The sequence below is a fragment of the Peterkaempfera griseoplana genome (assembly GCF_001418575.1).
Lineage (GTDB): Bacteria > Actinomycetota > Actinomycetes > Streptomycetales > Streptomycetaceae > Peterkaempfera > Peterkaempfera griseoplana.
Window position 1 is genome coordinate 1 of sequence record NZ_LIQR01000432.1, and the last position, 18,589, is coordinate 18,589.

An 18,589-nucleotide genomic window follows, 5' to 3' on the forward strand; every position below is an offset into this window, starting at 1 on the left:
GGGCGGTGCCCGGGGACCGGCGGCTGCCGGTCCCCGGGCACCGGGGTCATGCGGTGGTGCGGGTCGGTCAGGTCGCCGTGCAGGTGAGCGCCGGGGTGGCGTTGGTGCCGCTGTAGGTGCCCTGGACGCCGAAGGACGTCGATCCTCCGGCGGCAAGGGTGCCGTTGTAGCCGACGTTGGTCGCGGTCACCGACTGTCCGCTCTGGGTCACATTGGCGTTCCAGGAGCCGGTGACCTTCTGGTCGCCGGCGAAGGTCCAGCCGACCTTCCACGACGTGATGTTGCCGGTGGCCTTCACCGTGACATCGGCGGTGAAGCCGTTGTTCCAGGTGTTCGGCGTGTAGGTGGCGGTGCATCCGGCGCCGGTGCCGCCCGTGGTGGTGCCGCCGGTCGTGGTCGTACCGCCGTTGGTGGTGCCGCCGGTCGTGGTCGTACCGCCGTTGGTGGTGCCGCCCGTGGTGGTGGTGCCGCCGGTGGTCGTACCGGAGTCGCTGACCGTGATGTTGGAGCTGCCGCTGCTCTGGTAGCCCTCGGTCGCGAGGATCATGTAGTAGTTGAAGCTGCCCAGGTTCATGCCGTACTTGGCCCAGGCGTCGAAGTGGTTGCCGGTGGTGATGGTGCCGCCGGTCCGCTTGGACTGCCGGACGCTCCAGTACTGGTTGAAGGTCTTGGTGCCTTCCACCGAGGGCTGGTTGACCCGCTGCGTCTCGTAGATGTCGTAGGTGCCGCCGTCACTGGTGACGGTGCCCTTGAAGGTGCCCGTCGGCCGGTAGGAGCCCCAGTTGTCGACGATGTAGTACTCCACCAGCGGGTTCGCGGTCCATCCGTAGAGGGACAGATACGCGTTGCCGGAGGTGTTGAAGGTGCCCGAGTAGTTCACGGCCTTGCGCCCGCCGTTGGCCCAGCCCTTGCCGGCGACGAAGTTGTCCACGTTGTTGAACGTGGTGCTGTACTGGCCGGCGGCGCCCATGGTCATGGAGGCCTGGCCGGAGCTCTGGCTCCAGAACGAGTAGTAGAAACCGTTGTTTGTGCCGGTCGAATTCGAGTTGACGGTGGTGTCGGCGCTGGCGGAGCCGGGCATGGCCATGGCGACCACGACCAGCACCACGGAGAGAACGCTGCCGACGAGCAGCCTGAGCCGGCCGCGCCTGCGGCCCTTGGGGCGGGTGGGGGCGTCGTTCATGGACGTGCTTCCTCCTCGTGAAGGCCGGGGGAGGCCAGGCGGCGTGATACGACCCGGCGGTGCTGCCGGTGGCCAGGGTGACGACGACCGCGCGACGGCGTCCGGCAGCGCGGTGAAGGGTGACCGGTCGTCATGGGGGGCGGCGACCGGAGGACCAGGTGGCGGTGGACCGCCCGGGTCGACCGTGGTCGAGGTCCGTCGATGACGACAGCACCTGATTCGACAGGGACGTGGGCCGGGTCCGTCGACGGCGACGGCGCCCCGGGCAACAGTGGTTACAGCCTGTCGATGCGGACAGTGTTGGTGCGGCTTCACCGGGTTGTCAACGGTTTCGGCAAGGGTTGCGAAACCATTCCCCGGCCACAGGCGCCCCGGATCGACATCCCGCCAGGTCGAACCGGGAGGATCGGAGGACCTGGCAGGACCGGACGGGAAAATCTCCCACGGGGAGATCAAGACACGGGTCGACGACTCCGAAACTTTTGAAAATCTTCCGGGAGGCTCCCGGGCTTCGGATCCCCGTATCGTCCTCAGTCGCGGGAGGCTCCGCCGACCGGCTGCGGCAGGCGATGCCGGGCCCCACAGCCGGGCAGCGGCTGTCACCCGGCGATCGTGCACGGTCCGCCGCGGCCGCCGGATCGCCCTGCGGGGTGTCGGCGAGGCTGTCGCTCAGCTCACCTTACGTACCGTCAAATCCGCTGCCGGGCACGTTACTTGACGGGTGCCGTCATGAGCCCGCGAGTGCGGCGGCGCGGATTCCGCGGTCCGCACGACGACCGGCCGCGGCACAGGCCCGAGGGAGACGCGCCCCCATCCGGCATGTGCCACGCATCGGCGGCTCACCATCCGCCCTCCACCACCTCCACGGGAAGCGGCCCGGGAAGCTGCGGTGCGGCAAGCGAGCGCCCTGAAGAGCCCGGTCTTCGTCACAGAAGGTGACCATCTGTCGACTCATTGACAGCCCTCGCCCGTTCGTGTGGGATTTGTGGACGTCCCATCCGTCGAACGACCGCCGAGCACCGGAGGCAGAGATGCCCGACGCACCGCCCGCACCGACCGCACCATCGGTGGCGGAGGCAGGGGCGGGGGCCGGCGGCGATGTCAACCACCCGAATGGCGACTGACACGGGGCACATGGCCGGGCGGGCCGCACGTTTCCTCTCGGTCCCGGAGACGATGGCGGGCGCACGCGCCCTGGCGCGGCGCCACCCCGAGCGGTGCCTGATACGCGTGGTGGGCCGGTCGCGGGGCGGTCGCCCCCTGGTGCTGCTGACGATCTGCGGCGACGGCCCGCCCGTCCTGGTGGTGGGCGGCCCGCACCCCAACGAACCGGTGGGATGGACCAGCACCCTGTACCTGGCACGTCATCTGCTGCGCGGCGCCGAACCGCCGCGCACCGGCCCCGCCTGGCACATCCTGCTCTGCCTGGACCCGGACGGCGCCGCGCTCACCGCCGGATGGCCGGCCGGGCCGCCGTCCATGGCACGGCACTTCGAGCACTTCCACCGGCCGGCCTTCGACGACCAGCCGGAGTGGCTCTCCGCCCGTGGCGACGAAGGACGGCCGCTGCCGGAGACCCTGGCGCTGACCCGGCTGATCGACGAGACCCGGCCGGCCCTGCAGTGCTCGCTGCACGGCGTGGACCTCGGCGGTGCGTTCCTGGAACTCACCCGGGCCGTCCCCGGCCTGTCGGACCGCTTCGCCCGCTCCGCCCGGCAGGCCCGGATGCCGCTGGATGTGGGCACCTATGACGCATACGGCTGGGCGAGCCCCAGCCCGGGGACCTATCTGATGCCCGCCGCCGGGGAACCCGGCGCCTTCGCCGCCCTGCCCGACAGCCCCGGCGACTCGACCTGGGCGTACGCGGGCCGCCACGGCGGTGTGACAGCGGTGGTCGAGGCTCCGATGTGGGCGGCGGACGCCGTGGCGGACGGCCGGCCGCACCCGCGGGCCGCCGCCGCGCTGCGCGCCGCGGGGCAGGACCTGCTCGCCGGTACCGGCGACCTGGACGACCTGCTGGCCCAGGCCCGGCCGCACCTCGTGGAGCGCCCCGGGCAGGTGCTGGCGTCGGTGGAGTTCAACCTCAAGGTCGCCGCCGGGCTCGCGGACGGCTGGGTGGCCACCCCGGGGATGACCGTCTCCCAGGTGGTGAACCTGGAGATCGCCTCCGAACGGATCCCGCTGCGGATCGCCGCGCTGCTGCGCCGGCTGCTGGCCGGGGCGGCGGGTGGATCGCGGACGGAACCCCTGCGGGCGAGGCTGGAGCGGGAGGTGACCGAGCGCCGCGAGCGGTTCGCCGAGCGCTTCAGGGCCCGCTGGATCCCCGTGGAGGACCAGGTCTCGCACCAGATCCGCACGATCCTGGCGGCAGCCGACTGTGTCACCGGGGGCGACCGGCCCGAGCCGGGCACGGCCTGAGCGACCCGGCAGACGCACGGGGCGGGTCGGGCCACGACGGGCCCGGCCCGCCCCGGTGGCTGCGCCGAAGGCTGAGGCGGTGGAGGACGTCCGGCCGGCTCAGTACCGGACTGCAGCCGGACGCCGGCCCCCGGGCGGGATCACACCTGGTCCGGCAGGCCGCTGTCGTCCGGGCTGAAGGAGCCCGCGTCGGAGCCGGCCGGGCCGCCGGGTGCGCCCAGCTCACCGGACATCAGCCTGGAGATCTGGTCCAGGTCCTGCTGGGTGAGGACGGTCGCCCCGGAGGGTGCCTGCACCGGGGCCGCCTGGCGGGAGAAGGAGAGCTTCAGGGGCAGGTGGTCGCCCCAGCCCGCCTTGGCCTGCAGCTGGGCGAGGTCCAGGCTGAGCGAGGTGATCGCGCCGTCCTTGATCCGCAGCTCCGCCGAGACGGTCCGGTCGGGGATCTGCTCCGTCCCGGCGCCGGAGAGGCCGTTGCGCAGGGCGGGGATGCTCCCGGTGAGCGGCTGCACGGCCTTCTGCAGATCCCGCACCAGGGTACGGGCGGGGGCGGAGACGACGATGCGCTGGGCACCGTCCTGCTGCCCCTTCTCCTCGAAGGAGACGTCCTCGGCGAGCACGCTCTTCAGGGCGTCCATCAGCCTGCGCTGCGCGCCGGCGTCCAGCGAGGGCGCGGCGCCGGGCGTGGCACCGGCGTCGTGCTGCATCCGGTCGCCGAACTTCTTCAGCACCCGGGCGTCCACGGCGAGCCACCGGCCCTCCAGCGCCTGCCTGAACACCTTGAGCTCCGGCGGCAGTTCGTCCTCCATGGCACCGAGGTCGCCCGGGTCCTCACCGGACAGCCGGGCCAGGGCCTGGACGTCCGCCCGTGCGTACAGCCGGCCGTCGACCTGGCGGAGTTCCACCATGGTGTCGCCGCCCTTGCTGCGCATCGCATAGTCGAGGTCGACGCCGCTGTCGCCGTTCAGCCCGAACGCACCGCCGGTACCGGACGCCGGAGCGGGCACGTCCTTGAGCGGCTTGTCGGCCGTCACGGAGAAGGCGAGGCTGAGGCGGGACAGCGTCTCCGCGTCCTGCTGGTCCAGCTCCTCACCGGTCAGCTTCGCGAAGGAGCGGAGCTGGTCGGGGCCGGCGTCCAGCGACAGTTCGCCCGCGAGGGCACGGCCCTCGGTCAGCTTCCTGAAGGCCGACTGCACCTTCTGCGCGGCGGAGAGCTGCTGGACGGTGTCGCAGCCGGTGATCCCGGCAGCGATCAGTGCGGCGCACCCGGCTGCTGCCAGGGTTGCACGGGTGGCCTTGGCTATGGCGGTGATGACGGTGCCTCTCTGTGTGCGCGGCCCCCTGCGGGCCGCGGCGGCGGAACGGCTGCGCCAGGAAACCACAGTGCCTTCACAGCGGCACCTCATTTCCGGGCGAGCAGCAACGTAGCGGAGAGGTACGACATCCTCACGGGCTGACGCCCTGGGCCCGCGGAGCCCCGGGAAGGCGGGGCACCTGCGGCCGTGCGGCCGCCCGCGGACGGTCCCGGCCCAGGCCGGTCCCGCGGTCAGCCGCCGGCGCGGAGCAGCGCGAGGATGCGGTCCAGCTCGGCGACGTCCGCCGGATCGAGGGCGAGCAGCGGGGCGGGGGGCTCACCGAGGATGCGATCGGCATGGGCGGCCGCCGCGCGGCCGGCCTCGGTGACGCTCACGATCTTGGCGCGGCGGTCGTCGGGGTGCGGGCTGCGTTCCACCAGGCCGCGGCGGGCCAGGTCGTCGACGACGACGGTGGTGTACGGGGGGTCGATGGTCAGGTCGGCGGCGAGGGCCCGCAGGGTGGCGGGGCGGGAGGCGAGGCGGCGCAGCGCCTTGATGCGGATGAAGCTCATGCCGAGGGCGTCGACGACCTCGCGACGGCGGTCGTGCTCCTCCAGGACCAGGGCGCGGATGTGGTGCCAGGCGCGGGCGGCGGCGGCCGTCCGCTCGGGGTCCGGAGCCGCCGTGCGCAGGCGGTCGTCGGGGGTCGTCATGTGCGCGCCGGCGCCTTCCGTTGCTCGGGGTTGAGCCGGGCTGCCACCTCCGCGGCGGTGCGCCCCGCCCAGTGGGTGCTGGAGATGATACCGAGCAGCAGCACGGCAGCCCCGCAACCGGCGACGATCCACCAGGCCGCGTGGGTGGCGGCGGGGAAGCCGGTGGCGAAGGGCCCGACGACGGCGGAGACGGCGACGGTGCCGATGACGGCGACGCCGAGGGACTGGCCGACCTGGCGGCTGGTGGAGGCCACCGCGGCGGCGACTCCTGCGCGTTCACGTGGCATGCCGGAGACCGCGGCGTTGGTGATGGGGGCGTTGACCATGCCGAAGCCCAGCCCGAAGAGCGCATAGGCGGTGAGCAGCAGCGCGGTGGAGGAGTGGGCGGTGAGGGTGGTGAGCAGGACACCGCTGGTGGTCATGGCGACGCCGGCGACCAGCAGCGGCAGCCGGGGGCCGGTGCGGCCGACGATGCGGCCGGAGAGCGGTGCGCAGACCAGGGTGAGCAGGGCCATGGGCAGGGTCCACAGTCCGGCGCGGACCGGGTCGTAGCCGCGGACCTCCTGCAGGTAGAGGGTGTTGAGGAAGAGGAAGCCGCCCAGGGCGGCGAAGGCGCAGACGGCGGTGGCGGTGGCGCCGGCGAAGGGGATGCTGCGGAAGAACCGCAGATCGATCAGGGGCTCGGGGCTGCGCCGCTCCCAGATCAGGAAGGCGGTGAGCGAGACGGCGGCGGTGCAGGCGAGGGCCAGGATGGCGGGCGAGGTCCAGCCGCTGCCGGGGCCTTCGATGATGGTGTAGGTGAGGGAGCCCAGCAGGGTGATGACCAGCAGCTGCCCGACGGGGTCGAGGCGGCGGGCCCGGGGGGCGCGGGACTCGGGTACGTACAGCGCGGTGAGGACCAGGGCGGCGACGCCCACCGGGATGTTCATCCAGAAGATCGAGCGCCAGCCGGCGGAGTCGACCAGCAGTCCGCCGACCACCGGGCCGAGGGCCATGCTGATCCCGACCACGCCGCCCCAGACGCCGATGGCCTGGGCGCGTTCACGGGGGTCGGTGAAGGTGTTGGTGATGATCGACATGGCGACCGGGTTGAGCATGGAGCCGCCGACGGCCTGCAGGGCACGGAAGGCGATCAGCCAGCCGAGTCCGGGGGCGATGCTGCACAGCAGTGAGCCGAGGACGAAGAGGACCAGGCCGGTCTGGAAGGTGCGGCGGCGGCCGATGCGGTCGGCGGTGGAGCCGGAGAGCATCAGCAGTGCGGCCAGGACCAGGGTGTAGGCGTCCACGACCCACTGCAGTCCGGAGGGTTCGGCGTGCAGGTCGGTGCGGATGGCAGGCAGGGCGATGTTCACGACGGTGTTGTCGAGCCCGACGATGAAGAGGCTGAGGCAACAGATCGCGAGGACGAGTATGCGGCGCCTGCGGGTGAGCTCGGGCACGGAGGTGGCCACCTTGATAGTTGCAGAGTAACAATCATTTCGAGCGTACAACTACCTCTGGTGGGACCACCACACCCTTTCGGTGCCGCCACGACGACGGCGTTCCGCCCCCGTGTACGGGTGGACCCCCGTTTCCGTCCACGATGGCGCCTTCCCGCCGGGAGGCGCCCGGCGTAGCGTGTCGGGCTCCTGCCGGACCGAACCCCTGGAGACCCCGGTGACCCCTGCTGCTGACCGCTATGACGTCGTGATCGTCGGCGGTGGACACAACGGCCTGGTGGCGGCCGCCTACCTGGCGCAGGCGGGCCGCCGGGTCCTGGTCCTGGAGCGGCTCGGGAACGCCGGCGGGGCGGCGGTCTCCACCCAGGCGTTCCCCGGCGTCGGCGCGCGGCTGTCGCGCTACTCGTACCTGGTGAGCCTGATGCCCCGGAAGCTGATCGCCGAGCTGGGCCTCGGCGTCGAACTGCGCAGGCGCCGGATCTCCTCGTACACCCCCGCGGTACGCGACGGCAGGCCCACCGGGCTGCTGGTGGACGCGGCGGACGGCGAACGGACCCGCGAGTCCTTCCGGGCGCTCACCGGCTCGGACCGCGAGTGGCGCGAGTGGCAGCGCTTCTACGACATGACCGCCCACGTCGCCCGGCAGGTCTTCCCCACCCTGACCGGACCGCTGCCCGCCCGGGCGGAGCTGCGGCGGACGATCGGGGACGACGACGCCTGGACGGCGCTCTTCGAGCGGCCGCTCGGCGAGGCGGTGGAGCAGGCGTTCCACGACGACCTGGTCCGCGGGGTGGTCCTCACCGACGCCCTGATCGGCACCTTCACCCACGCCCACGACGAGTCGCTGCTGCAGAACCGGTGCTTCCTGTACCACGTGATCGGAAACGGCACCGGCGACTGGGACGTGCCGGTGGGCGGGATGGGCGCGGTCACCGGGGCGCTGGAGGCCGCCGCACGGGCGGCCGGGGCGGAGATCCGCACCGGGTGCGAGGTCACCGGCATCGGCACCGACGGCGTCGGCGACGCCGAGGTCTCCTACCGCCGGGGCGACACCGAGGGCCGCGCGGTGGGCGGGCGGGTACTGGTGAACGCCGCCCCCGCGGTGCTGGACCGGCTGCTGGGCGACGAGACGGCCGGACCCGCACCCGAGGGCGCCCAACTGAAGGTCAACATGGTGCTCACCCGCCTCCCCCGGCTGCGGGACACGCAGGTGGACCCCCGGGACGCCTTCGCGGGCACCTTCCACATCGCGGAGTCGTACCGGCAGCTGGACACCGCCTACCGGGAGGCCGCCGCCGGGCGGGTGCCGCAGGCACCCCCGTCGGAGATCTACTGCCACTCCCTCTCCGACCCCTCGATCCTGGACCCCGGCCTCGCCGGGCGCGGCTGGCACACCCTCACCCTCTTCGGGCTGCACATGCCGGCCCGGCTGTTCGCCGACCCCGCCGCCAAGGAACGGGCGCTCACCGCAACCCTGGCCCAGCTGGACGCGGTGCTGGCCGAACCGATCGCCGACTGCCTCGCCACCGACGCCGACGGCCGGCCCTGCCTGGAGGCCAGGACACCGCTGGACCTGGAACGCGAGGTGGGGCTGCCCGGCGGCCACATCTTCCACCGCGACCTGGCCTTCCCCTTCACCGACGACGAGCCCGGCGACTCCCCCGCCGCCCGCTGGGGCGTGGCCACCCGGTACCGCAATGTGCTGCTGTGCGGGGCGGGCGCGGTCCGCGGCGGCGGGGTGAGCGGCATCCCGGGGCACAACGCGGCGATGGCGGTGCTGGCGGGCGCATAGGGTTGGCGGGCAACCCGCACCGACTGTCCGAGGAGTACCGCCGTGCTAGTGCTGCTGCCGCCGTCCGAAGGCAAGGCCGCTTCGGGGGACGGCGGGCCGCTGGCCCTGGACGAGCTGTCCCTGCCCGCCCTGGCACCCGCCCGCGAACGGGTGCTGGACGCCCTGGTCGCGCTCTGCTCCTCCGGGGACGACGCCCACGCCGCCGGGGTGCTGGGCCTGAGCGAGGGCCTGCGCGGCGAGGTGGCCCGCAACGCCGCGCTGCGCAGCGCGCCGGCGCTGCCCGCCGGCCGGCTCTACACCGGTGTGCTGTACGACGCCCTGGACCTGGCCGCGCTCCCGCCGGCGGCGCGGGCGGCAGCCGAGCGGTCGCTGCTGGTCTTCTCCGGACTGTGGGGCGCCGTACGGATCACCGACCGGATCCCGCCGTACCGCTGCTCGATGGGGGTGAAGCTGCCCCCGCTGGGCGGCCTCGGCCCCTACTGGCGCCGGGCCCTGGACCCGGTGCTGTCCGAGGCGGCGGGCGACGGGCTGGTGCTGGATCTGCGGTCGACGGCGTACGCGGCCGCATGGCGCCCCGCCGCCGGCACGGCCTCCCGTACCGCGACGGTGCGGGTGCTGCACGAGCGCGAGGTCGGCGGGGTGCTGAAGCGGTCGGTGGTGAGCCACTTCAACAAGGCGACCAAGGGCCGGCTGGTACGGGACCTGCTGCAGGCGGGCGCGGAGCCGCGCAGCACCGGCGAGCTGGTGTCCGCGCTGCGCGACCTCAAGTACACGGTGGAGCGGCAGCCTGCGCCGGCCGGGCGGCCGGTCCCGCTGGACGTGGTCGTCACCCAGCTCTGAGCAGCCCCACCCGACCGCCGGGCCCGTGGCCGCATCCCCGCGCGGGGATGCGGCCGGGCGCGCGACAGGGTCAGCGCAGGTGGCCGGTGTCGTTGAGCAGGCGCAGCGAGGCGTTGCCGTCCGCGTAGTACTGCACCACCGAGAGGGACGCCGCGGAGAGCTCCATCCGGAAGAGCGACTCCGGGGGTGCGCCCAGAGCCAGCCGGACCAGGGTCTTCACCGGGGTGACATGGGTGACCACCAGGACCGTGCGGCCCGAGTGGCGGGCCAGCAGCCTGTCGCGGGCCACGGCCACCCGGCGGGCGGTTGCGGCGAAGCTCTCACCGCCGGGCGGGGCGGCCTTGGCGGAGGAGAGCCAGGCCTCCAGCTCCGCGGGGTACTGCTGCTGCACCTCGGCGAAGGTCAGCCCCTCCCACGCGCCGAAGTCGGTCTCCCGGATGCCCTCGTCGATCCGGACCTCCAGGCCGAGCCGCGCGGCGGCGGCCTCGGCGGTCTGCCGGGCCCGCTTCAGCGGTGAGCTGACCACGGCCTGGACGGTGCCGCGGGCGGCCAGCGCGGCGGCGGCCCGCTCGGCCTGCCACAGGCCCTTGTCGGAGAGCTCGGGGTCGGTCCCGCCGCTGCCGGAGAACCGCTTCTCCGGGGTGAGGTGGGTCTCCCCGTGGCGCAGCAGCACAAAGGTGCTGGGGGTGCCGACGTCGGCGGCCCAGCCGGCCGGCCGCACCGGGGGCTGCGGCTGCTCCTCCTCCGCCTCGGGGGCGGCCTGCGGCGCGGTGAGCACTCTGGGCTCCCACTGACGGCCGGACTTGCCCGCGTCCATGGCCTCGTTGGCGAGCCGGTCGGCCTCCTTGTTGCGCTCCCGGGGGATCCAGGCGTACGTGACCCGGTCGCGCGGGAAGACGCCGCGGGCCTCGGCGGCGAGCGGCTGCATGTCCGGGTGCTTGATCTTCCAGCGGCCGGACATCTGCTCGACGACCAGCTTGGAGTCCATCAGGACGTCGATCCGGGCGTCCGGGTCGATGGCCTGCGCGGCCCGCAGTCCGGCGATCAGGCCGCGGTACTCGGCCACGTTGTTGGTGGCCCGGCCGATGTACTCGGCGGCCTCGGCGATGATCTGCCCGGTGTCGGCGTCGCGGACGACCGCGCCGTACCCGGCGGGGCCCGGGTTGCCCCGGGAGCCGCCGTCGGCCTCGACGATGAACCTGCGGGTCGCCATCGGCCTCAGATCCCGGAGTCCGCGGTGCGGACCAGGATGCGGCCGCAGTTCTCGCAGCGCACCACGGCGTCCTTGGGCTCGGCCTTCACCGCGTTGAGGTCGGCGGTGGAGAACTCCACCCGGCAGCCCTCGCAGCGCCGCTGGAAGAGCCGGGCCGCACCGATGCCGCCCTGCTGCTCCCGCAGCCGGGTGTAGAGCTTCAGCAGGTCGGCGGGGATCACCGCGGCGACCGTCTCCCGCTCGCGGGTCACCTTGGCGGCCTCGGCGTCGATCTCGGCGAAGGCGGCGTCCCGGCGGGCGACGGCCTCCTCCAGCACCACCGAGGCGTGCTGCAGGCGGGCGGTGAGCTCGGTGACGCGGTCCTGCGAGGCCTCGATGCGCTCCATGACGTCCAGCACGACGTCCTCCAGGTCGGACTGGCGCTTGGCCAGGGAGCCGATCTCGTGCTGGAGGTTCTCCAGGTCCTTGGGGGAGGTGATCGCGCCGGAGTCCAGCCGCTGCTGGTTGCGGGCGGCGCGGGTGCGGACCTGCTCGACGTCCTGCTCGGCCTTGGTCTGCTCGCGGGTGGTGTCGCCGAGCTGGGTCTCGGCGGCCACCACCAGGTCGCGCAGCGCGGTGTGGTCGGCGGTGGCCTTCTCGATCTCGGCGTGCTCGGGCAGCGACCGGCGCCGGTGGGCCAGCTGGTCGAGGCGGGAGTCGAGGGCCTGCAGGTCCAGCAGGCGGATCTGGTCGGCGGGCGCGGCGTTCAGCGGAAGCTCCTGGAATGGTGGGGAACGGTCAGTCGGTGGGGTACGGCATGGGCGCGTGGGCCGTCCACGGGTCGGTGACCAGCCGGGAGACCCTGGTCTCCAGGGCCCAGCCGCGTGTGCCGGCCGCGGCGGCCAGGTCGCGTCCGGCCTGCGCCAGCCAGGGCCACTCGGTCGCCCAGTGGGCCGCGTCGACCAGGGCGACGGGTGCGGCCTCGACGGCCTCGGACGCCGGGTGGTGGCGAAGGTCCGCAGTGACATAGGCGTCGACACCGGCCGCGCGGACCTCGGCGAGGAAGCCGTCGCCGCTGCCCCCGCATACCGCGACCCGCCGCACCGGCCGGTCCGGGTCGCCGGAGACCCGCACCCCCGCCGCGGTGGCGGGCAGCCCGGCCGCGACCCTGGCGGCGAAGGCCGACAGCGGCTCCGCTGCGGGCAGTTCGCCGATCCGGCCGGCGCCGCGGCGGCCCGCCGGATCCGTGGGGTCGGGCACCAGCGGCCCGGTGATCCGCAGCCCGACCGCCTCGGCCAGGGCGTCGGAGACCCCGGGGTCGGCATGGTCGGCGTTGGTGTGGGCGACGTGCAGCGCCACGGAGTTGCGGATCAGGGTGTGGACGACGCGGCCCTTGAAGGTGGTCGCCGCGACGGTGGTGGTGCCCCGCAGATAGAGCGGGTGGTGGGTGACCAGCAGGTCCGCGCCCCACTCCACGGCCTCGTCGGCCACGGCCTGCACGGGGTCCACGGCCAGCAGCACCCGGGCGACCTCGGCGTCCGGGTCGCCGCACACCAGGCCCACGGCATCCCAGGACTCCGCCCACTTCGGCGGGTAGAGCTCCTCGAGCACGCTGATGACGTCGGACAGTCTGGGCACGGGTCGAGACTACCGCGCAGCCGGGCCGTTCCCCGCCCCCCGCTGGTCAGTGCTCACACCCGTACGCCAGACTGCGGCAGTGACATCCACCGACCCGCTTCTGCAGCCCACCCTGCAGCAGACCGGCCGGGGCCCGGCGCCCTGGCGGCTCTCCTCCCAGGGCTATGTGGCGTTCTTCGGCGGCTCCCTGGCCGGTACCGCCGTGGCGGTGGCCAATGCGCTCCGGCTGGGCCTGCCGCGCCGCACCGTGCTGGGCGTCGCCGCGATCGGCGCCGCCGGCCTGGCCGCCACCGCCGCGCTGGCGCTGGTGGTCGGCGGCGCCGAGCTGGGTCTGCTGCGGCTGGTGCCGGTGGCCGCCTATCTGGGACAGGCGCGGCTGCAGCGCGACCGCAACCGGGCGTTCGTCCTGCGGGGCGGACGGCACGCCTCGCTGCTGGGCGTCGGCATCGCCGCCGTCCTGGGGCTGGGGCTGCTGGAAGTGGTGGCGATCGACGCGATGGTGGAGGCGGTGCGGTGATGGGCGGCACAACGGGCGACGAGGCGCTGGTCCTGGCCGAGCACTGGCTGGAGCGGGCCCGGCCCGACCGTGCCCTGGACGCGCTCAGCCGGGTGACCGGTGAGGAGGCGGTGTCCCGGCGGGCGTTCCGGATCCGGGCGCTGGCCCACCACCTCGCCGACGAGGACCAGGCGGCCGTGGACATCGCCCGCAGCGGGCTGACCGTGCACGGCCCGGACACCGGACTGCTGGGCGTACTGGCGCAGTCCCTGGCCGACCTGGGCCGCACCGCCGAGGCCGAGCGCGCCTGCCTCGACGGGCTGGCGCTGGACCCGCAGCATGTCTGGCTGCTCTGCACCTACGCCAAGCTGTGCGCCTTCGCCGGACAGCACGACAAGGCGCGGCAGCTGCTGGACCGCGCCGCCGCCGAGGAGCCCGAGGCCCGCGCCGTCGTCCACACCAGGGCCGTGCTGGCGATCGCCCGCGGCGACCAGGACGAGGCCCAGCGGGTCGTCGCGGCGATGCTGGCCGCCGACCCGGACGACGCCGGCGCCCATGCGCTGCGCGGACTGGCCGCCACCCACCGCGGCGACGCCACCACCGCCTACGCGGGCTTCCGCGCGGCGGCGGCGGGCAACCCGCAGAACCGTCATGTGGTGGAGGCCGCCCGCAAGCTCAAGGTGGCCAACCACTGGCTGCTGCGTCCGCTGCGGCCCTTCCAGCGGTTCAGCGCCTTCCAGGTGTGGATCACCGTGGTGCTGATCCAGTTCGGGCTGCGGGCCGTCGGGCTGGGCATGGTGGCGTTCCCGCTGGCCCTCGCGTGGCTGGCGTTCTGCGCCTACTCATGGATCGCGCCACCGGTGGTGCGCCTACTGTTCAGGAAAGGACTACTGCGTTGAGCCAGGAGCGGATCGAGTCGCTGCGGCGCGCGGTCGAGGCCAGCCCGGACGACACCATGCTCCGGCTGATCCTCGCCGAGGCGCTGCTGGGTGCCGGGCTGGGTGAGCAGTCGCTCCCGCACTTCGAGGTGCTGCTGCACGCCGGTGCACTGCCCACCGAGTCCCTGCTCCAGGTCGGTTCGGCGGCCCTGGACGGCGACCGGCTGGATCTGGCCCGCGCCTGTCTGGAGGCCGCCCGGCACGCCGGGGTGGTCGAGAACGTGACGGCGCTCCAGCGGCGCGTCGACGAGCGGCTGGCCGAGCGCAGCGGCGCCGACCGGCTGCGGGTCCGCGCCGACGGGGCCGACGGGCAGGGCGGCGACCCCTCCCGGGACGACGCCGGCCCGGAGTCCACCACCTTCGACGACGTCGGCGGCATGGCCGAGGTCAAGAAGCTGATCCACCGCATGGTGGTGCTGCCGCGGTCCCGTCCCGAGCTGTTCGCCGCGTACGGCCGCCGCACCGGCGGCGGGGTGCTGCTCTACGGCCCGCCCGGCTGCGGCAAGACCCTGCTGGCCCGGGCCACGGCCGGGGAGTGCGGGCTGCCGTTCCTCAACGTCCGCATCGAGGATGTCATCGACCCCTACCAGGGCATCTCGGAGCGCAATCTGCACCACGCCTTCGAGACGGCCCGCGCGGTGGGGCCCTGTGTGATCTTCCTGGACGAGCTGGACGGGCTGGCGTACGCACGCCACAAGCACCGCGGCTCGGAGGCCCGGCGGCTGGTGGACGTCCTGCTCCAGGAGCTGGACGCGATCGGCTCCGACAACAGCGGGCTGACCGTCATGGCCGCGACCAACGCCCCGTGGGACGTGGACGAGGCGATGCTGCGGCCGGGCCGCTTCGACCGGGTGGTCTTCGTACCGCCGCCGGACGAGCCGGCCCGCGCGGACATCCTGCGGGTGCACACCGCGGGCCTGCCCACCGGAGAGGGCACGGTGGACGCCGACGCGGTGGCGGCCCGTACGGCGCTCTTCTCCGGCGCCGACCTGCGGGCCGTGGTGGAGCGGGCCGTCGACGAGCTGATCGAGGAGGCCCTGCGGGGCGGCGGGGAACCGCCGCTGGGCACCGCCGGTCTGCTGGCCGCGGTGGACCGGGTGCGGCCCAGCACCCTGGAGTGGCTCCAGCGGGCGCGGGCGTATGTGGAGTTCGCCAACGGCAGTGAGCGGTACGAGGACGTGGCGGCGTTCCTGCGGACCCGCGAGGTCCGCCGCCGGCTGGCGAAGGGCGAGTAGCGCCGCCTCCGGAGCGGACGGCTCCGGCGGTCGCGGACGGATGCGCGGCCCGGGACGCCTCGCCGCGACGGTGGTGCGCAGCGCCCGGCCCCCCGGCCACCCGTGGTGGCCGGGGGTGCGCTCCCGGCGGCTCAGCCGCGCCGGTCAGCCGAGCACATGGGTCGTCCACTTGTCCCGGTCGGTCCCGAGCGGGGTGAAGTGCTTCAGCCACGCCTTGGGGCCGCCGACGGCGCGGTAGGCGTCCACACCCTGCATCGCGCTGGTGCAGAGCTGGAGGCCCTGCTCCCGGACGCAGGTCTGTGCGGCTCCGCGGACCGTGGAGTCCGTGCTGCCGGGCTTGCTGCCTGCGGACTCCGGCTGGTCGGGCTGGATCGTGGTGCCGATGGACATGCCGTCGACCTTGAAGAAGATCCTGGCGGCCCAGGGCACCCGCGTGCCCCGCATCGCCTGCGGCCCCTGCGCCAGATCGACCTGCTCGAAGGCGAAGCCCTTGGGCAGCGCGCTGACCCAGAACGGCAGCGGAATCTCCTTGCGGGCGACCACGACCCCCTCCGCGATCCGGTGCAGGGTCTGCTGGGCGCTGCTCCCCGGCATGTAGCTGGCCTCCAGTTCGGCCCAGCGGCCGTCCGCGGTCTGCCAGCGCAGGTCCCAGTCCCCCGAGCCGCCGGGAGCCTGGCTGGACGTCGGGGTCATCCCCACCCAGTACGCCGGGCGGCCGTCGACCGGTGGCGCGTCGATGCGGTACTTCCGAGGGCCTCCCGAGTACCAGCGGTCCCCCAGCGGGGGCGTGGTCCCCTTGGGATAGGTGGTGAGCCAGACGATGGGCCCCATCAGACCCCCCTGGGGAATCCTCCCGTCGGCCCGCTGCCGGATACCGCCGCGTGCCGGCAGGTAGTTGACGGCGAAGCCCGCCGGGAGCCAGCCGAAGGAGGCGTTCACGACCAGGGGGTCCGTGGCCGAGGCGGGCGGTGCCGAGACATGGGTCCCGGCCGGTGCCGGGCTGCGGTCTCCGACGGAGGGAAGCTGTGTGACCGCCGCGGCCACGGCCGCGACCACCGCCACGGCGCCGAGCGCGGTGGCCCGCCTGCGGCGCAGCCGGACCCTGCCGTTCCGCGCCGCCATGGCGACGTCGACGCCGCTCACGGGTGCGGGGGAGGCGGCCAGGTCACTGAGTTCCCGGGTCAGCTCGTCGATCTGGTCGCTCATCACAGGGTCCTTCCGGCAGGGGTGATGGAACGGGTGCCCAGCAGCCTGCGCAGCGTCTGGAGTCCGCGGGAGGTCTGGCTCTTGACGTTCCCGGAGGAACAGCCGAGCGCATCGGCGGTCTGCTCCACCGTCAGGTCGTGGTAGTAACGCAGCACCAGCGTGGCCCGCTGCCGGGGCGGCAGCGCCGCCAGCGCCCGCCGCAGGTCCAGGGCCGACTCGGGGTCGGCCGGCGGGGCGGCGGACTCCGTACCGGTCCGCTCCGGCTGCCGTGCCCGCCACCGCTGCCACGGGGACCGCTGCTCGGCCAGGAAGGTGTTCACCAGGACCGTCCTGGCGTAGCCGTCCGGGTTGTCCACCCGCCGCATCCGGGGCCAGTGGACGTACAGCTTGGTGAGGGTCTCCTGCACCAGGTCGTCGGCACGGTGCCAGTCCGAGCAGAGCAGATAGGCCACTCTGCGCAGCCAGTCGGCTCTGGACTCGGCGAACTCGGCGAATTCGGTTTCGCGCCCTTGCTCCGCCATGGATGGGCACTCCTCTCCGGGCCGTACTCCGGGTACCGCCCGACACCCTGATGCAGGGGGCGGGGTGGAAGGTTGCATGGCTCTTCGTCCGGCCGTGGCGGTGCCCGTCGCCGGCGCGCGGACCTCATCGGGGCGCCGGAGATCCGTGCTCCGTGCCCGGCCGGGGACGTGGCCCGGCGGCACCGGGCGGACAGGGGGTGTCCGCCTCCGGTGTGCGGATCAGGCGAGGCCGGCCATGAGTTCGGCGAAGGCGCCCGCCGAGGCGCGGGAGGTGGAGAGCCGGTCCAGCCGGGCGCGGGCGAGCCTGCGCCGGAAGGGGCCGGTCCGGCTGTCGTCCCCGGCGTCGTGCAGCATCTCGGTCATCCAGCGGGAGAACTCCTGGTAGTTCCAGGCCCGTTGGAGGCAGACCTCGGAGTAGGACCGCAGCGGCTCCGCGTCGCCCTCGTTGACCAGGGCCCCCGCCGCGCGGGCGAAGACCTCGGCCTCGTAGAGCGCCAGGTTCATGCCCTTGCCGCCCATCGGGGAGATGATGTGCGCCGCGTCGCCCACCAGATGCAGCCGGCCGTGGCTCATCGGCTCGTGCACCACGCTGCGGAGGTGGAAGACCTCCCGCTCGGTGATGGCTGCGGTGGCGGGCAGCACGTCGGCGGCCAGGCGGGTGCGCAGCTGCTGCCGTATGCGGTCGTCGCCCCAGTCCTCCTCGGTGTCGTCGCGCGGGACCTGGAGGTAGAAGCGGCTGGCGCGCGGCCCACGCGCGAAGTGCGCGGCGTAGCCCTCGCCGCTGACGGCCAGCAGCGGGTGGCGCGGCGGGGCCGCGTCGGCGAGGACGGTCAGCCAGGTGATGCCGTGGTCGAAGGGGTAGGCCGTCAGCACGCCGTCCGGGATGGACGCCCGGCTGACGCCGCGGTCCCCGTCGCAGCCGGCGACCAGCTCGCAGGCGATCTCATGGGGCACGCCGTCCGGGTCGCGGTAGCGGACCCGCGGCCGGTCGCCGGTCAGGCCGTCGAGGGAGACGTCCGCCGCCTGGAAGCGCAGATCCCCGCCGTCCTCCAGCAGCGCCGCGATCAGCCGCTGCACCATGACCTGCTGCGGGCACAGCCGGCCCTTCAGGTCCCCGGTGGCACCGGCCTCGTCCACCAGCCGGCTCTCGCCGTCGACCCGGAACTCCAGGACGCCGTCGAAGGGGAAGCCGCCGAGGATGCGCTCGGCCAGCCCCCACTCCTCGAACATCCGCACCGCCCGGTGCTCCACGATGCCGGCCCGCTGCCGCTGCTCCACCCGGGAGCGCGGCTGCCGTTCCAGCACCACACAGGGGATGCCCTGCCGCAGCAGCAGGGTGGCGGTGGTCAGTCCGGCCGGACCGGCCCCGATCACCACAACCGTCGTGCGCTCGTGCACGGTTGACGACACCCCGAACCGCCCCCTCCGCCGCAGCCGGGACCAGCATAGGGCGGCCGGCACCCGCTCCGGGGCGGGACAGCGCCGACAGCCGCGCTGTACGGGGAAGTCGATCGGGACCACCCGTATGAGTGAAGGCGGCACGGCGGCAGCTCACCGCGGGCGGCCCCGGCCCTAGTTTCTGTGCTGCGCGGGGCGGGACGGGCCGGAGTGGTTCAGGGGGACCAGGGCTGAGTCCGCTGCCACCCCGCATTCCGAAACCGGCCGCGTCGGCCGCCGACGGGTCCG

General features: G+C 73.9%; 16 protein-coding genes. 6 read left to right on the top strand and 10 right to left on the bottom strand.

The window, feature by feature from the left end; translation table 11 throughout:
• Nucleotides 1-67: 67 nt before the first annotated feature.
• On the bottom strand, nucleotides 68-1,183 hold the full coding sequence (locus AOK09_RS28730; protein WP_055590162.1) for a glycoside hydrolase family 11 protein: 1,116 nt from the start codon (nucleotides 1,181-1,183) through the stop codon (nucleotides 68-70).
• 1,113 nt (nucleotides 1,184-2,296) lie between these two features.
• On the opposite strand from AOK09_RS28730, the gene AOK09_RS28735 reads away from it, so the two are divergent.
• Nucleotides 2,297-3,601 carry a M14 family zinc carboxypeptidase gene (locus tag AOK09_RS28735; RefSeq protein WP_157876070.1) on the top strand — a complete coding sequence of 435 codons (1,305 nt, stop codon included), beginning with the start codon at nucleotides 2,297-2,299 and terminating at the stop codon, nucleotides 3,599-3,601.
• 140 nt (nucleotides 3,602-3,741) lie between these two features.
• Here AOK09_RS28735 and AOK09_RS43280 read toward each other — a convergent pair whose 3' ends face one another.
• From AOK09_RS43280 to AOK09_RS28750, 3 genes are all read right to left on the bottom strand, one after another.
• The gene (locus AOK09_RS43280) at nucleotides 3,742-4,980 is read right to left on the bottom strand and encodes a hypothetical protein (RefSeq protein ID WP_055590164.1); all 1,239 of its coding nucleotides are present in this window, start codon (nucleotides 4,978-4,980) and stop codon (nucleotides 3,742-3,744) included.
• A 164-nt stretch (nucleotides 4,981-5,144) separates the two neighbouring features.
• Nucleotides 5,145-5,606 (bottom strand): MarR family winged helix-turn-helix transcriptional regulator, encoded by a 462-nt coding sequence (locus tag AOK09_RS28745; RefSeq protein WP_079063511.1) that lies wholly within the window; start codon nucleotides 5,604-5,606, stop codon nucleotides 5,145-5,147.
• Entirely contained in the window at nucleotides 5,603-7,045 is a 1,443-nt protein-coding gene (locus AOK09_RS28750) for an MFS transporter (protein WP_055590175.1), read from the bottom strand. The genes AOK09_RS28745 and AOK09_RS28750 overlap by 4 nt, the downstream gene beginning before the upstream one ends.
• A 217-nt stretch (nucleotides 7,046-7,262) precedes the next feature.
• Here AOK09_RS28750 and AOK09_RS28755 point away from each other — a divergent pair, with 217 nt between their 5' ends.
• A complete protein-coding gene (locus tag AOK09_RS28755) occupies nucleotides 7,263-8,837 on the top strand; it encodes a phytoene desaturase family protein (protein ID WP_055590176.1) in 1,575 nt (524 codons plus the stop codon).
• Between the two features lie 42 nt (nucleotides 8,838-8,879).
• Nucleotides 8,880-9,677: a peroxide stress protein YaaA gene (yaaA, locus tag AOK09_RS28760; RefSeq protein ID WP_055590165.1), complete on the top strand. Its 798-nt coding sequence runs from the start codon at nucleotides 8,880-8,882 to the stop codon at nucleotides 9,675-9,677.
• 70 nt (nucleotides 9,678-9,747) lie between these two features.
• Here yaaA and AOK09_RS28765 read toward each other — a convergent pair whose 3' ends face one another.
• Genes AOK09_RS28765 through AOK09_RS28775 form a run of 3 tightly spaced genes read right to left on the bottom strand, consistent with a single transcriptional unit; the run spans nucleotide 9,748 to nucleotide 12,507 of the window.
• Nucleotides 9,748-10,890: a bifunctional RNase H/acid phosphatase gene (locus AOK09_RS28765; protein ID WP_055590166.1), complete on the bottom strand. Its 1,143-nt coding sequence runs from the start codon at nucleotides 10,888-10,890 to the stop codon at nucleotides 9,748-9,750.
• A 5-nt stretch (nucleotides 10,891-10,895) separates the two neighbouring features.
• Complete coding sequence (locus AOK09_RS28770) at nucleotides 10,896-11,639, bottom strand: zinc ribbon domain-containing protein (RefSeq protein ID WP_079063512.1); 744 nt, start codon at nucleotides 11,637-11,639, stop codon at nucleotides 10,896-10,898.
• Nucleotides 11,640-11,667: 28 nt separating this feature from the next.
• Entirely contained in the window at nucleotides 11,668-12,507 is an 840-nt protein-coding gene (locus tag AOK09_RS28775) for a Nif3-like dinuclear metal center hexameric protein (protein WP_055590167.1), read from the bottom strand.
• A gap of 79 nt (nucleotides 12,508-12,586) precedes the next feature.
• Here AOK09_RS28775 and AOK09_RS28780 point away from each other — a divergent pair, with 79 nt between their 5' ends.
• Genes AOK09_RS28780 through AOK09_RS28790 form a run of 3 tightly spaced genes read left to right on the top strand, consistent with a single transcriptional unit; the run spans nucleotide 12,587 to nucleotide 15,176 of the window.
• A complete protein-coding gene (locus tag AOK09_RS28780; RefSeq protein WP_055590168.1) occupies nucleotides 12,587-13,024 on the top strand; it encodes a hypothetical protein in 438 nt (145 codons plus the stop codon).
• On the top strand, nucleotides 13,024-13,902 hold the full coding sequence (locus tag AOK09_RS28785) for a tetratricopeptide repeat protein (RefSeq protein WP_055590169.1): 879 nt from the start codon (nucleotides 13,024-13,026) through the stop codon (nucleotides 13,900-13,902). Before AOK09_RS28780 ends, AOK09_RS28785 begins: the two co-directional genes overlap by 1 nt.
• Entirely contained in the window at nucleotides 13,899-15,176 is a 1,278-nt protein-coding gene (locus tag AOK09_RS28790) for an ATP-binding protein (protein ID WP_055590170.1), read from the top strand. Before AOK09_RS28785 ends, AOK09_RS28790 begins: the two co-directional genes overlap by 4 nt.
• 144 nt (nucleotides 15,177-15,320) lie before the next feature.
• On the opposite strand, the gene AOK09_RS28795 is transcribed toward AOK09_RS28790, so the two are convergent.
• From AOK09_RS28795 to AOK09_RS28805, 3 genes are all read right to left on the bottom strand, one after another.
• A complete protein-coding gene (locus tag AOK09_RS28795) occupies nucleotides 15,321-16,382 on the bottom strand; it encodes a hypothetical protein (RefSeq protein ID WP_055590171.1) in 1,062 nt (353 codons plus the stop codon).
• Nucleotides 16,382-16,903 (bottom strand): SigE family RNA polymerase sigma factor, encoded by a 522-nt coding sequence (locus tag AOK09_RS28800; protein WP_055590172.1) that lies wholly within the window; start codon nucleotides 16,901-16,903, stop codon nucleotides 16,382-16,384. Before AOK09_RS28800 ends, AOK09_RS28795 begins: the two co-directional genes overlap by 1 nt.
• A 219-nt stretch (nucleotides 16,904-17,122) precedes the next feature.
• Nucleotides 17,123-18,301, bottom strand: coding sequence for a 4-hydroxybenzoate 3-monooxygenase (locus tag AOK09_RS28805; RefSeq protein WP_055590173.1), 1,179 nt, complete (start codon nucleotides 18,299-18,301; stop codon nucleotides 17,123-17,125).
• Between the last annotated feature and the right edge of the window lie 288 nt (nucleotides 18,302-18,589).